This is a genomic window from Natronomonas gomsonensis (assembly GCF_013391635.1).
Classification (GTDB): Archaea; Halobacteriota; Halobacteria; order Halobacteriales; family Haloarculaceae; genus Natronomonas; species Natronomonas gomsonensis_A.
Genome location: NZ_JACAWU010000002.1, coordinates 38,905 through 51,013 on the forward strand (window position 1 = coordinate 38,905; position 12,109 = coordinate 51,013).

Consider the following 12,109-nt stretch of genomic DNA (forward strand, 5'->3'; position numbering starts at 1 on the left):
ACTCAACGTTGTGCTTTCGATAGCCTCGTTCGGATTACTCGCGGTGGGTCGGACATGGACAGAAGTCCAGTGTGGGTCACCGCTCCTCTGCCGAAGCCAAGGCGACTTCCAGCGAAACGAAAAAGCCGTAGTAGGCGACGACGCCGGCGAGCATCAGGAGGTAGTACGCCCAGTCGGGGCCGTCGACGAACCGGAAGATGACCGTCACGAGCGTCACCCACACGACGGCGAAGACGAGATCGGTGATTATGCCGCCGCGGTTTTCGAGGATGTACTCGCCGAGTCGTTCGAGGGCGTTGCCGTCGCTGGCCATACGTCTTCTCCGGGGAGGGTCGGCTAAAAGGTCACGGCGCCGGGCCGAACAACAGCGGTCGGACGAGGAACCACAACACGACTGCGAACACCCCTCCCAACACGAGACCGGTCGTGGCTATCGGGTCCATATCCGACTGTCTGCGATTCTTCCAGTTAAATTTTTCTCGATTAATCGGGCGCTACTGGCCTGATGGCGCAATATTTGTGGTCGGAACTCAGAACAGCGCTTCGCTCTCGTCGAGCACTTCGGCGGGGCCGCCGACGCCCCACCGGCGGGTATCGATACCCAACTCGGCGATGGCGTTTTCGACCTCCTCGACGTATGCTGCGGTCGTGTTGACGTACACGGACGCTCCGGTGTCCGTCGAGAAGTAGACGGGAACGCCATCGTCCCGGAGTTCTCGAACCGTTTCGAACACTTCCAGCGTCTCGGGTTTCCAGTACACCCACCCGGCGGGGCCGGTCATCGTCGTCGCCGCCAGCGACAGCGAGTCGTGTTCGGCCAACTCGAAGGCGTCCTCGAAGTTCCCTTCGCGGAGGGCGTGTCGCATCTCCGCGATTTGGCCGTGGATGTGGGCCATCCGCGCCTGGAACATGTGGCTGTCGGCGGCTTCCTTGTGGGCCTCTTCGGTGTGTTTGAACGCCGGAATCTCGGCGGCGACGATTCGGAGGTCGTCTTCGAGGTCGGTCTCGATGCGCTCGGAGCGGCAGTCCTCGTCGTCCAGTCCCGTTCGGAGATGCGAGAAGGCACCGGTGACCGCTCGTGCTGCAGAGGAGGAGCCACGCCGGGCGACCGTCGACATCTCCGGGCGCGTCATCCCGAGGTCGGCCGCGGTACACAGCGCGACGGCGGCGGCGGCGAACCCCGAGGACGACGACCCGAAGCCGATGTTCGTCGGGAAGTCGTTGACCGATTCGAAGCGAACCCGGTGGTCGAACCCCGCCAACTCCCGGACGTGGTCGACGACGGTTTCGATGCGTTCGGCGCCGCGGCCGTCGACTTCCTCGCCGTCGATGACGTAGATATCCTCCGCCAGCGAGGGGTCGAACTCGGCGGTGGTCTTGGAGTGACTCGGCGCGGTACAGACGGAGATGGAGTCGTGATACGGGAGTCGCAACTCCTCGTCGCGCATCCCGTGGTACTTCACGAGCCCCTGAATCGGGTGGGCCTTCGCGGTCGCTTTCATACCCGAAACTCCGAGGGCGGCGTCTTTGCAGTTTCGCTCCGCCGGTTTCGTATCCCGTCGAGAGCGTCAGGCCTCTCGCGGAACGAACCGGACGACGATGTCCCGGTCGGGCTGGAGGTTGATGGCGGAGTCGATGCCCACGTCGGGAGCCTCGTGTGGCTCTTCGGCGCCGGGGCCTGCGAATTCGACGCGGTGAGTCGCGAGCGTCGTCGCGAGGACAGTCGTCGCCTCCGTCGTCGCGATGGCTTCCCCGAGACAGGCGTGGCGGCCGCCGGAGAACGGGAAGTACGCGAACTCGTGGCGGTCAGACTCGCTCTCGAATCGCGAGGGGTCGAACGTCTCCGGGTCGTCCCACAGGTCGGGGTCCCGGTGGACGACGTACGGGCTCACGAGGACGTGACTGCCGGCCTCGACGTCGACGTCGCCGAACGTCACGTCCGATTTCGCGGTCCGGCCGAAGATGGGCAATGACGGGTACAGCCGCATGGTCTCCTTCCAGACCCGCCGTGTGTACGGGACCGATTCGAGGAACTGCGGTCCATCGACCGGGTGACAGGCGGCCTCCGGTCCGTCCGGGAGGTCGTGGTCGTCGAGTGCGTCCGGGCCGGCGAGCAGCGCGGTCGCGCGTGCCTCCTCGTGGATTCGCTGTTGGACCTCCGGCCGAGCAGCGAGCAGGTAGAACGCCCACGTCAGCCCGGCGCTCATCGTCGCGTGGCCGGCGATGAGCAACCCCATCACCTCCTGTCTGAGCGCCTCCGGTGGGATGTGCTCGCCGGTCACGGGGTCCCGGCGGCGGAGCCACTCGCCGAGGGCGTCGTCGAACACCAGCGGCGTGCGCTGTCGGCGGGCGACCACGTCCGTTGCCGCTGACTGCAGCGTCTCGACGGCGGCCTCGGTCCGCCGCTCGTGACGGCCCGTCAACTCGATGTGTGGGTCGAACCCCAGCGGCCGATGTATCCACGACGGCAGCGACAGCCGCTCGGGCAGTTGTCGAGTCGCGTAACTGGTGACGAGGTGGAGTTGCCGGCGCTTGAACAGCGCCCGCAGGGTGGCGACGGCGTCGATGACCTCGACCTCGTGGGCGCGCATATCGGGGCCGAACAGCGAGACGCCGAGGAGCCGTAACGTGAGTCGCCGCATCGCTGGCAACAGGCGGATGCCGTCGGTGCCGGCCGCCCAGACGCGAGCAGGCTCCGGAACCGTACTCGGGTCGCCGGAACTCACCTGCCCCGGAAGACCGTCGGCGAACTCCCCGAGCGTCGAGAGCGTCGTCTCCGCCAACTCGGGGACGTGGCCCTGTGCCTGCTCTTCGGCGAATTCCGGGCCGACGAGTCGGAGGCGTTCCACCCACGACCCCTCTCCGCTGTCGGCGTGGAGGCTGACGATACTGTTGCGGACGACGCGGCTGAAGTCCCGCGAGCCGGGAACGTCGAGCGCGCGGAAATCGGAGGGGTCGGACTGCAGCACCGACTGGATGTCCTCGGGGTTCGACAGCAGGTACACCCCGGAATCGAGCGCGGGATGTAGCGGCGGGACGCGAACTACGTCGCCGTAGCGGTCACGGAGCGCTGTCGCGACGACGACCGGGTCGTCGTTGACGAGCGTCGGTAGAAACTCGACGAGTTCCGTCAGCGTCGGGCCGTGCTGTGGCCCATCCCCACCCGGGCTGAGGATGCTCATACATGTGTGTTATTGTCACACATGTATAACTTGATTGGCCGCTTCCGCCGTGGATGCACGGACGGCGTGCCGTTATGTGGCTACGGCCACGTGCCGCCTTCCTCGTAGGCGGTCAGCACGCGGCGGAGCGCGACGACGTAGGCTGCCGTCCGGAAGTTCGGAATCTCGAGTTCCTCGTAACAGTCGATGAGCCCCTCGAACGCCTCGACGATGTGGCGCTCCAGTTCGTCGTTGACTTTCTCCTCGGTCCAGTAGAACCGCTGTCTGTTCTGGACCCACTCGAAGTACGACACGGTGACACCACCGGCGTTCGCGAGGATGTCGGGGAAAACGTGGACGTCCCGTTCGGTGAGTACGTCGTCGGCGTCCGGCGTCAGCGGGCCGTTTGCCGCTTCGACGATGACGTCCGCGCTCACCTCCTCGGCGAGGTCGCCGTCGATGGCGTTCTCCAGTGCCGCCGGCACCAGCAGGTCCACGTCCAGCGTCAACAACTCCTCGTTGGTCAACTCCTCGACGTCGTCGTAGCCCGTGACCGACCCGGTTTCGAGTTTGTGTTCCTTGACCGCCTCGGCGTCCAGTCCCGTCTCGTCGTACACCGCACCGGAGGAGTCCGAGACCGCCACGACGTTGGCTCCGAGTTCCGATTCGAGGAGGCGTGCGGCGACGCTGCCGGCGTTACCGTACCCCTGTACGGCGACGGTCGCTCCGGGCATCCCCTTGCCGAGGTAGTCGAACGCCTCACGAGCGGTCAACATCGTCGAGCGGCCTGTCGCCTCGACACGCCCACGGGACCCACCGGATTCGATAGCTTTCCCCGTGACGACGCCCGGCGCCGTCGTGTTTTCGAGCGTCTCGTAGGTGTCTTTCAGCCAGTTCATCTCCTGTTGGCCGGTGTTCACGTCGGGTGCGGGGATGTCGCGGTCCTCGCCGATGAGTGGTCGGAGTTCCTTCGCGTACGACCGGGTGATGCGTTCGAGTTCGGCCGTCGAGTACTCCCGTGGGTCGATGACGATGCCGCCTTTCCCACCGCCGTAGGGGATGTCGACGGTCGCACACTTGTACACCATCCACCCCGACAGCGCCTTCACCTCGTCACGGCTGACGCCCGGGTGATAGCGGATGCCGCCCTTGTACGGCCCGCGGTCGCCGTTGAACTGCGAGCGGTAGGCCCGGAACACGCCGATAGAGCCGTCGTCTAGCTCGACGGAGAGGTTCGTCTCAAGTACTCGTTCAGGGTTTCGTAAGCGTTCGAGCGTGTCCTCGTCGACGTCCACGTAGGCCGCGGCGTCGTCGAGCTGTTCTTGAAAGCTCTCGAACGGATTGACATCCTCAGACATACCAAAGCACTCGGTCAGTCACCGCTTAAGCGTGACGAACCACCTACTGGAGGGGCCACCAAACGTGACCGTCAGATGGCACGTGTGGAGTGACGTAGCTGACCGCCCGTTCACTCCGAGGCACGGTGTCGCTCCATGATGCGCTCGGCACGGGCGATGAGCGGCGCGTCTATCATCTCGTCGTCGACCCGGAACACGCCGCGTCCGTCGGCCTCGGCGTCATCGCGGGCCTCCAGTACCGTTTCGGCCCATTCGACTTCCTCGCCGTCGGGCGTGAACGCCTCGTTGATGACCGCCACCTGTGCCGGGTGGATGGCCATCTTCCCGTCGTAGCCCAGTTGTCCCGCAAAGCGCGTCTCCTCGGCGAGTCGGTCCGTCTCCTCGATGTCAGTGAACACGGTGTCGATTGCGTCGATTTGGGCGGCGCTGGCCGCCAAGACCACGTGTTGGCGGGCGTGAGAGACCTCGGTTCCGTCGTCGGTTCTGGTCGCGCCGATGTCCGCCGAGAGGTCCTCTGCACCGAAGGCGACGGCGTCGACGGCCGGCGTCGCGGCGATTTCCTCGGCGTGGAGTACGCCCGAGGCGGATTCACACAGGGCGATGACCGGTAGGTCGTAGCCGTGTTCGTGGAGCAGTTCGTCCATCTCGCGGACGGCGGCGGCCGAGTCGGCTTTCGGTACCATCACCGAATCGACACGGGGAGTTCCCGAAAGCGCCACCTCGATGTCCTCGTCGGCGACGCTCGGCGTCGGATTCACCCGGAGACACACCTCACAGTCGGGATCGAATTCCGGGTCGGTCAACACCCCGTTGACCGACTCGCGAGCCTCGGCTTTCCGTCCGGGAGCGACGGCGTCTTCGAGGTCGAAGACGACCGTATCGGCACCCGAACCGGGCGCCTTGTGCATCAGTGCGGGCTGGTCGGCAGGCGAGAACAGCACGCTCCTGCGGGGCATAGCCACGCATCCGTCGCTGTGTCAAATATAACTGCCGACGAAAAAAGGGTGAAATCCGGTTCGGTCGAGACGTTACGCTCGGCGGACGAGGAACGCGGCGCCGAGAAGCGCGGCGAGGGCGGCGGCGACGCCGAAGCCGGGGCCGTCACCTGAGCTTTCGTCGTCACCGGAGCCGTCGTCGGTGTCAGAGTCGTCGGAGTCGTCGTCGGAGTCGCCGGATTCGGTCGCGGTCGACGTTTCCTCGGATTCGGTCGCCGTCGGCGTGCTGTCGGTGTCGTCGCCGGAGTCACCGTCGACGATGGCGAAGGACTCCGTCTGGCTGTCCTCGCTGTCCGGCGCGTCGCTGCCGAGACGCTCGCTGTCCGAGGAGACCACGTCGTAGGTCAGGCCCTCGGTCGTCGTCGCGTTCTCGGTGTCGAGTTGGACCAACTCGAGGGACTCGACGGTGAAGGCGGTCTCGTTGTCCTGTACGTCGAACGTCAGTCGAACGACCGTGTTGCCGTTGTTCTGGTTGCTGTTCTGGTCGGTGACGTTGGCGTTCGTGACGTTCGCGTCGTCGATGTCGACGTTGAGGCTGTCGACGCCGACGTCGGCGGTTTCGAGGGCGGTCACGTTGACGTACACGTCGACGCCGTCCGCACCGGGGTCGGTGTTGGTCACCTCGATGTCGCTTACGGTCTGTGTCTCATCGCCCGTCTCGATGTCCTCGACCGTTCCGGCCGGTTCGGTCACGTCGGCCCCAGCGGCGACGCCCGCACTCCCGACCACCGAGAGTGCGACGAGCGCCGCGAGTGCGACCGTTTTGAAGGTAGTATGGTTCATGATTGAAGCGGGAACGACAGCGGAGCTGTCGTCGTATCGAGCTGACATATTCGAGACGTATATGTTTTGTTGCTTTCGATAGGACTAGTTTGTGAACTATCACCAAACGGTGGTCCGTCGGTAGCGTTTAGTCGGCGGCCGCCCTCGCCCGTCGCATGACGGGACTGTACTACGAGGAGTTCGAGGTGGGCCAGACCATCGAACACGACAAGCGACGGACGATAAGCGAATCGGACAACCAGGACTTCTGTGATATGACGATGAACCAACAGCCGCTGCACCTCGATGCCGACTTCGCGGCGGACACCCAGTTCGGCCGGCGACTCGTCAACGGGCTCTACACGATGAGTCTCGCCGTCGCGCTGTCGGTTCCTGACACCACCGACGGCACCATCGTCGCCAACCTCGGCTACGACAACGTCGAACATCCCAACCCGGTCTTCCACGGCGATACGGTGTACGCTCAAACGACGGTCACCGACAAACGCGAGACCAGCGACGGCGAGCGCGGCATCGTCGAGATGCACCTCGAAGTGTTCAAAGTCGACGACCCCGACGACACCCTGGTCTGTGAACTCGACCGGACGGCGCTGTCGCTGAAGCGACCGGAGTGACGGAATCCGCGCTGGCGTGCGTTTATCAGGGAGGCCGAACAATCCCGCGGTATGTCCGCCGCCTCCACCGCCGGCAGCGCCTCCGATTCACCGTCGCTCGATTGGCTGACGCTGGACGACGACGAAGAACTCCTGTGGTCGAGTCGCCCACACCGCAGTAGCCTCGTCCCCGCCCTCGTCGTCGGGATTCCACTGTCGTTCGTCCTCATCGGCATTCCCATCCTCCTCAGCGCGTACCTCACCTACCAGAACACCCACTACGTCGTCACCGACGCCGGCCTCTACAAGAAGACCGGTATCCTCTCCCGTGACGTACAGAAAATCGGCTTCGACAAGGTACAGAACACCTCTTACAGCCAGTCGGCCATCGGCGGGTACTTCGGCTACGGTAACGTCGACGTCTCGACTGCGGGCGGCAGCGGCGTCGAGATGCGGTTCCGGTCGGTGCCCGCCCCCGCCGACGTACAACAGCTCATCAACAAGCGTGTCAAATCCAAAGAGCCCGCACGCGACGACAAGAGCGAGGTTCTCGACGATGTTCTCGAAGAACTCCGGGCCATTCGCACCGCCCTCGAAGAACGATGACCGAAGCGTGGCTGTCCCTCGAAGCCGGCGAGGCAGTCGAGTGGGAGGCCAGTCCACGGCTGATGCGCACCGCCCCGGCTATCGCCGTCAGCCTCGCACTCGTGGCCGCGGCCATCGGCGGGTCGTTCGTCGTCGACCGGTTGGCTCTCGGGCTGTTGGCCATCGCCCCACTCCCCGGCGCGTATGCGTATCTCAGAGTCACCAACACGCGATTCGTCCTCACGAACCGTGCGCTGTACCGCAAGAGCGGTGTCCTCGGCATCGACGTCCGGACGGTCGAACTCGACCGCGTCCAGAACAGCACCTCCTCGCAGGGTATCCTCGGAACGGCGTTCGGCTACGGGAACGTCGCCGTCGACGTCGCGGGCGGTGCCGACCTCCGGCTGTTCGACATCTACGGCCCCGACGACGTTCGGGCCGACGTCGAACGCCTCGCCGGGCGCAGCGACGAGATTCCCGGCACGCTCGAACAGTGGCAGAGCGTCCGGGAGGAACTTCGGGCCATCCGTCGGGAACTCGACGGTCAGCCGAAGTAGGCGTCGTAGTCGACGGCGACGTCCGTTTCGAGGTTCGGAAACATCTCGCCGAGTACCTCGGCGACCGCCTCGACCGGCGAGGGGTCACTCGGCGCGAAGGCGTCGTTGGTCGTCCAGGCGAACTCGACAGTCCAGTCGCTGTTGAGGAGAAACGCCGCCCGCTTCGGCGGTCCGTAGTGGCCTTCCCACTCCTCGTAGCGGACGCCGTAGTACTCCGCGGCACTGCCACCGTCTCCGAGTAAGACCAACGGCAGGTCGTAGTCGTCGGCGTAGGCTGCCGACGCGTAGATGCTGTCCATCGAGACGCCCCACACCTGCAGCCCCTCGTGGCCGTGCCAGCCGGCGTCGCGAATCGCACACAGTTCCGCCGTCGCAGTCGGCAGGAACGTCGAGGGAAAGAACCACAACAGCACGGCGTCGCCCGCCTCGATGGGCTTGAACAGTTCGTACACGGCGGGCGACCCCCCTTCGACGCCCGGCAGCGCGAAATCCGGCCCCGTCTGTCCCTCGCGTATCATACTGGGTCTGGTCGCCGTGTCGTCTTGGGTGTGCTGCCTGCGGAAACGGTACTCGGACGAAATTACAGAACCGTGCCGTGTTTCTTCGAGGGACGGTCCTTCTCGACGTCTTCGTAGAAGCTAAATCGGTTGGTGAGTTCCTCTCGGAGCGTCGATGGGGGAATGATTTCGTCGATGACGACTTCGCTGGCCATCCGACGAACGTCGATGTCCTCGCGGTACTCCTTGCGGAGTTGTTGCTCCATCTCCTTGCGTTCCTCTTCGTCGTCGATGTCGGCCAGTTTGTTCGCGTACACCGCGTTGATGGCGGCTTCCGGTCCCATGATTCCGATTTCACCCGACGGGAGTGCGATGGTCGATTCGGGGTCGTAGGCCGGCCCCGACATCGCGTAGATGCCGGCGCCGTAGGCTTTCCGGACGACGACCGACTGCTTCGGCACCGTCGCCTCCGAGGTGGCGTAAATCATCTTCTTGCCCTTCTCGAGGATAGCCTCCTTTTCGACCTGCGAGCCGGCCATGAAGCCGGGCGTGTCACATAGATACAACAGCGGGACGTTGTAGGCGTCGCACTTCCAGGCGAACTGAGCGGCCTTCTCGGCGGAGTCGGGGAAGATGGCGCCGGCGCGCTCGGCGGGCTGATTTGCGATGATGCCGACCGACCGGCCGTCGAGGTGGGCAAAGCCGGTCACGATTTCGGGGCCGTACTCCGGTTGGAGTTCGAAGAAGGAGTCCCGGTCGACGACCCGCTCGATGAGGTCACGGATGTCGTAGCCCTTGTTCGGTTCCTGTGGAATGACCGAGTCGATACCCTCGGGGGAGCGTTTCGGTGGCTTCGGGTTCGCCTGTGGCGGCTTCTCGTCGGCGTTATCCGGGAGATACTGGACGAGTTGGGAGACGAGTTGGCGGGCGTGTTGTTCGTCGCGTGCGATGAGGTCGGCGCTGCCGGATTCGGTGGTGTGCATCCGCGCGCCGCCGAGGTCCTGCATGTCGATTTGTTCGCCGGTGACCATCTCGACCATCCGCGGGCTGGCGATGGCCATCGCGCTCATCCCCTCGACCATGATGGTGAAATCGGCGAAGACGGGGGTGTAGGCCGCGCCAGCGATACAGGGGCCGTACAGGACACAAATCTGTGGGACGCGTCCCGAGAGCCGCGAGTGGTTGTAGTAGTACTTGCCGATACCCTCGCGGTTGGCGAAGAACTCGGTCTGTTTGTCGATGCGGCCGCCGGAGGAGTCCATCAGGTACAGCACGGGTTTGCCGGTCTTCAGCGCGCGCTGTTGCATTCGGAGGAACTTCTCACAACCGCGTGCGGCCATCGACCCGGCCTTGACGGTGAAGTCGTTGGCCATGAAGTGAACGTCTCGTCCCTCGAAGTCGGCGGCACCGGTCAGTAGACCGTCGGCCGGAAGCCTGTCGTCGGCGTCGAAGGCGGCGAACTTCCCGTCCTCGAAGGCGAGGCCGTCCTCGCCGAACCACAACTCGAGGCGGTCCCGGACGAACAGTTTCCCCTGGTCGCCGAGGCGCTCTTTGTACTTCTCGGGGCCGCCCAACTCGATGTCCTCGATTTGTTCGCGGAGCAGCTCCTCGCGTTCGGTCGGCCCGAGGTCGTCCTCGATGGGCGAGAGGTCGGCCTCGCTCGTCGCTGCCGGTTCGTCGTCGTCGCCGACGAACACCTCCACGTCTGTTTCGGCGTGGTTCGCCATCGCCTGTGCGATGGCCTCTGCCTCTTCGATGCTCGCGTCGTCCCCGATACGAACTTTCATACGTGCATCGTCAAGCGTTGCCACTAAACCGTTTTCCCTCGGGAAGAAATAAAAAATACGTTCTTCGTTTATTCAGGGAGAGCCGACTCCAATCGGTCGATGTAGCCGCTGTCACCGACGAACAGTGGCGTTCGCTCGTGGAGGTCGTCGGGCGTGCAGTCCAGAAGCGACCGCTCGCCGTTCGATGACGCTCCGCCCGCCGACTCGACGATGTGGGCGATTGGGTGGCCCTCGAACAGCAGTCGGAGTTTCCCCTCGGGCCGGTCCCGCAGTCCGGGGTAGCCGAAAATTCCGCCGTAGGTGAGTACCTGATTTACGTCCCCTATCATCGCACCGCCGTAGCGGAGTTTGAGTTCGCCTTCGACCTCGGCGACGTAGTCGGCGAAGGCGTCGGTCCACTGGGGGACCCGGCCGCCGAAGCCGTAGACGACTGGGTTCTCCGGGAGCGTGAGGTCTTCGGTGACGACTTCGCGTTCGCCGTCGTCGATGAGTTCCTCTCGGACGACGCCGTCGCGGGCGACGACCATCGTCGTGATGGGGCCGTACAGTACGAACCCGGAGGCGACGAGGTTCCGCCCCGAGGTCGGCAACGGCTCGTCGTAGACGCCGAACAGCGTTCCCATCGTGTTGTTGGACTTCAGATTCGAGGAACCGTCGAGTGGGTCACAGGCGACGTGGTATGCGCTTTCGTCGGTTCCGCGTTCGACGACCGTGTCCCGTTCCTCGCTGGCGTAACTGCCCACCGAATCGATGTCCAGCAGTCGCTCTTCGAGCAGTTCGTCGGCGTAGATGTCGGCGGCGAGCTGCTGCTCGCCGGAGGGGTTCGCTCCCGATTCGTAGACGCGCCGCCCGACGAGCCCGTCCCGTACCTCCGGCGCCGTCGAGGCGACGGCATCCAGTATCGACTCGATAGCATCGGCCATCTATTCGGCCGCCGCGAGCGCCTCGTCGACGCTCGTCTCCTCGAAGATGACCTTCTCGAGGGCGTCGAGGATGCGCGTGGGGTCCTCGCGCTGCCAGACGTTCCGGCCGACAGCGAGACCCTTTCCGCCCGCATCGATGGTCTCCTTGACGGAGGCGAGGAACTCGCGGTCAGTCGTCTTCGAGCCGCCGGACATGACAACCTTCGTCCGGCCGGCCATCCGGACGGCGTCCTCCATGGCCTCCTGACTGCCCGGATGCTTGACCTTCGCCACGTCGGCACCCAACTCCAGTGCCAGCCGTGCGGCATACGAGATGGTGTCGGGCTTGGTGTCGTTCTTCAGCCCCTGCCCGCGCGGGTACGACCACATGACGACCGGGAGGTCGTGTTCGCGGGCGGCCTCCTGGGCGTCGCGGAACTCCTCGGCCATCTCGACTTCGTTGTTCGAACCGCCGTACAGCGTGAAGCCGACCGACGACGCGCCGACCTCGGCAGCGTAGTCGACGGTGCAGTTGACCGCCGAATCCGGCTCGCCCATCCAGAGGTTCGACGTGCCGTTGAGTTTCATCAGCAGGTCTACGTCCTCGGAGTAGGAGGGGTAGTAGGCTTCGGCGATGCCCTTCTGGACGGCGACCGACGTAACGGCAGGGTGGGTCGCCGCCTCGAAGGTCCGTTCGGGGTCCGCGCTCTCGGGGACGCCACGGAAGTCGACGGGGCCGTGTTCGAGCCCGTGGTCGTAGGCGAGGATGAGCGCTTTCCCGTCCCGGCACAGCGGGGTGTCGTCGATGGGAATCATACGGTCGACTGTCCGATGAGGCGGACAAAGAAGATTCTGGTATGGGTGGTCCGAACGGAGTGTGGCCTCCGTACG

General features: G+C 64.8%; 13 protein-coding genes. 3 read left to right on the plus strand and 10 right to left on the minus strand.

The features are described 5' to 3' along the window. Positions 1 to 76: 76 nt before the first annotated feature. The 6 genes from HWX69_RS08395 to HWX69_RS08420 form a co-directional block, all read right to left on the minus strand. Positions 77 to 313 (minus strand): hypothetical protein, encoded by a 237-nt coding sequence (locus HWX69_RS08395; protein ID WP_178916680.1) that lies wholly within the window; start codon positions 311 to 313, stop codon positions 77 to 79. A gap of 217 nt (positions 314 to 530) precedes the next feature. Further along, positions 531 to 1,502, minus strand: coding sequence for a phosphomevalonate decarboxylase MvaD (gene mvaD / locus HWX69_RS08400; RefSeq protein ID WP_178916681.1), 972 nt, complete (start codon positions 1,500 to 1,502; stop codon positions 531 to 533). Between the two features lie 66 nt (positions 1,503 to 1,568). Beyond that, the gene (locus HWX69_RS08405; protein WP_178916682.1) at positions 1,569 to 3,182 is read right to left on the minus strand and encodes a cytochrome P450; all 1,614 of its coding nucleotides are present in this window, start codon (positions 3,180 to 3,182) and stop codon (positions 1,569 to 1,571) included. A gap of 80 nt (positions 3,183 to 3,262) precedes the next feature. After that, a complete protein-coding gene (locus HWX69_RS08410) occupies positions 3,263 to 4,519 on the minus strand; it encodes a Glu/Leu/Phe/Val family dehydrogenase (RefSeq protein WP_178916683.1) in 1,257 nt (418 codons plus the stop codon). A gap of 110 nt (positions 4,520 to 4,629) precedes the next feature. After that, positions 4,630 to 5,475, minus strand: a complete 846-nt coding sequence (locus HWX69_RS08415) for an HpcH/HpaI aldolase/citrate lyase family protein (protein ID WP_178916684.1) — start codon at positions 5,473 to 5,475, stop codon at positions 4,630 to 4,632. Between the two features lie 72 nt (positions 5,476 to 5,547). Then, entirely contained in the window at positions 5,548 to 6,297 is a 750-nt protein-coding gene (locus tag HWX69_RS08420; protein WP_178916685.1) for a PGF-CTERM sorting domain-containing protein, read from the minus strand. Positions 6,298 to 6,452: 155 nt separating this feature from the next. Between HWX69_RS08420 and HWX69_RS08425 the strand changes: the two genes are divergently transcribed. The 3 genes from HWX69_RS08425 to HWX69_RS08435 are packed head-to-tail and all read left to right on the plus strand — an operon-like array spanning position 6,453 to position 8,032. Then, on the plus strand, positions 6,453 to 6,911 hold the full coding sequence (locus tag HWX69_RS08425; protein WP_178916686.1) for a MaoC family dehydratase: 459 nt from the start codon (positions 6,453 to 6,455) through the stop codon (positions 6,909 to 6,911). A gap of 51 nt (positions 6,912 to 6,962) precedes the next feature. After that, the gene (locus HWX69_RS08430) at positions 6,963 to 7,496 is read left to right on the plus strand and encodes a PH domain-containing protein (RefSeq protein ID WP_178916687.1); all 534 of its coding nucleotides are present in this window, start codon (positions 6,963 to 6,965) and stop codon (positions 7,494 to 7,496) included. Further along, positions 7,493 to 8,032, plus strand: a complete 540-nt coding sequence (locus tag HWX69_RS08435; RefSeq protein ID WP_178916688.1) for a PH domain-containing protein — start codon at positions 7,493 to 7,495, stop codon at positions 8,030 to 8,032. The genes HWX69_RS08430 and HWX69_RS08435 overlap by 4 nt, the downstream gene beginning before the upstream one ends. Here HWX69_RS08435 and HWX69_RS08440 read toward each other — a convergent pair. The 4 genes from HWX69_RS08440 to HWX69_RS08455 form a co-directional block, all read right to left on the minus strand. Further along, positions 8,020 to 8,550, minus strand: coding sequence for a redoxin domain-containing protein (locus HWX69_RS08440; protein ID WP_178916689.1), 531 nt, complete (start codon positions 8,548 to 8,550; stop codon positions 8,020 to 8,022). The genes HWX69_RS08435 and HWX69_RS08440 overlap by 13 nt on opposite strands. A 62-nt stretch (positions 8,551 to 8,612) precedes the next feature. Next, complete coding sequence (locus HWX69_RS08445; RefSeq protein ID WP_178916690.1) at positions 8,613 to 10,316, minus strand: acyl-CoA carboxylase subunit beta; 1,704 nt, start codon at positions 10,314 to 10,316, stop codon at positions 8,613 to 8,615. Positions 10,317 to 10,384: 68 nt separating this feature from the next. Next, entirely contained in the window at positions 10,385 to 11,239 is an 855-nt protein-coding gene (locus HWX69_RS08450) for a class 1 fructose-bisphosphatase (RefSeq protein ID WP_178916691.1), read from the minus strand. Then, a complete protein-coding gene (locus HWX69_RS08455; protein ID WP_156709362.1) occupies positions 11,240 to 12,034 on the minus strand; it encodes a class I fructose-bisphosphate aldolase in 795 nt (264 codons plus the stop codon). Positions 12,035 to 12,109: the final 75 nt, after the last annotated feature.

What these genes read in the sequence shown, in the direction of transcription:
- HWX69_RS08415 (WP_178916684.1), bottom strand. Translation starts at nt 5,475, where the DNA reads ATGCCCCGCAGGAGCGTGCTGTTCTCGCCTGCCGACCAGCCCGCACTG.
- HWX69_RS08405 (WP_178916682.1), bottom strand. Translation starts at nt 3,182, where the DNA reads ATGAGCATCCTCAGCCCGGGTGGGGATGGGCCACAGCACGGCCCGACG.
- HWX69_RS08425 (WP_178916686.1), top strand. Translation starts at nt 6,453, where the DNA reads ATGACGGGACTGTACTACGAGGAGTTCGAGGTGGGCCAGACCATCGAA.
- mvaD (WP_178916681.1), bottom strand. Translation starts at nt 1,502, where the DNA reads ATGAAAGCGACCGCGAAGGCCCACCCGATTCAGGGGCTCGTGAAGTAC.
- HWX69_RS08435 (WP_178916688.1), top strand. Translation starts at nt 7,493, where the DNA reads ATGACCGAAGCGTGGCTGTCCCTCGAAGCCGGCGAGGCAGTCGAGTGG.
- HWX69_RS08430 (WP_178916687.1), top strand. Translation starts at nt 6,963, where the DNA reads ATGTCCGCCGCCTCCACCGCCGGCAGCGCCTCCGATTCACCGTCGCTC.
- HWX69_RS08445 (WP_178916690.1), bottom strand. Translation starts at nt 10,316, where the DNA reads ATGAAAGTTCGTATCGGGGACGACGCGAGCATCGAAGAGGCAGAGGCC.
- HWX69_RS08420 (WP_178916685.1), bottom strand. Translation starts at nt 6,297, where the DNA reads ATGAACCATACTACCTTCAAAACGGTCGCACTCGCGGCGCTCGTCGCA.
- HWX69_RS08455 (WP_156709362.1), bottom strand. Translation starts at nt 12,034, where the DNA reads ATGATTCCCATCGACGACACCCCGCTGTGCCGGGACGGGAAAGCGCTC.
- HWX69_RS08410 (WP_178916683.1), bottom strand. Translation starts at nt 4,519, where the DNA reads ATGTCTGAGGATGTCAATCCGTTCGAGAGCTTTCAAGAACAGCTCGAC.
- HWX69_RS08450 (WP_178916691.1), bottom strand. Translation starts at nt 11,239, where the DNA reads ATGGCCGATGCTATCGAGTCGATACTGGATGCCGTCGCCTCGACGGCG.
- HWX69_RS08395 (WP_178916680.1), bottom strand. Translation starts at nt 313, where the DNA reads ATGGCCAGCGACGGCAACGCCCTCGAACGACTCGGCGAGTACATCCTC.
- HWX69_RS08440 (WP_178916689.1), bottom strand. Translation starts at nt 8,550, where the DNA reads ATGATACGCGAGGGACAGACGGGGCCGGATTTCGCGCTGCCGGGCGTC.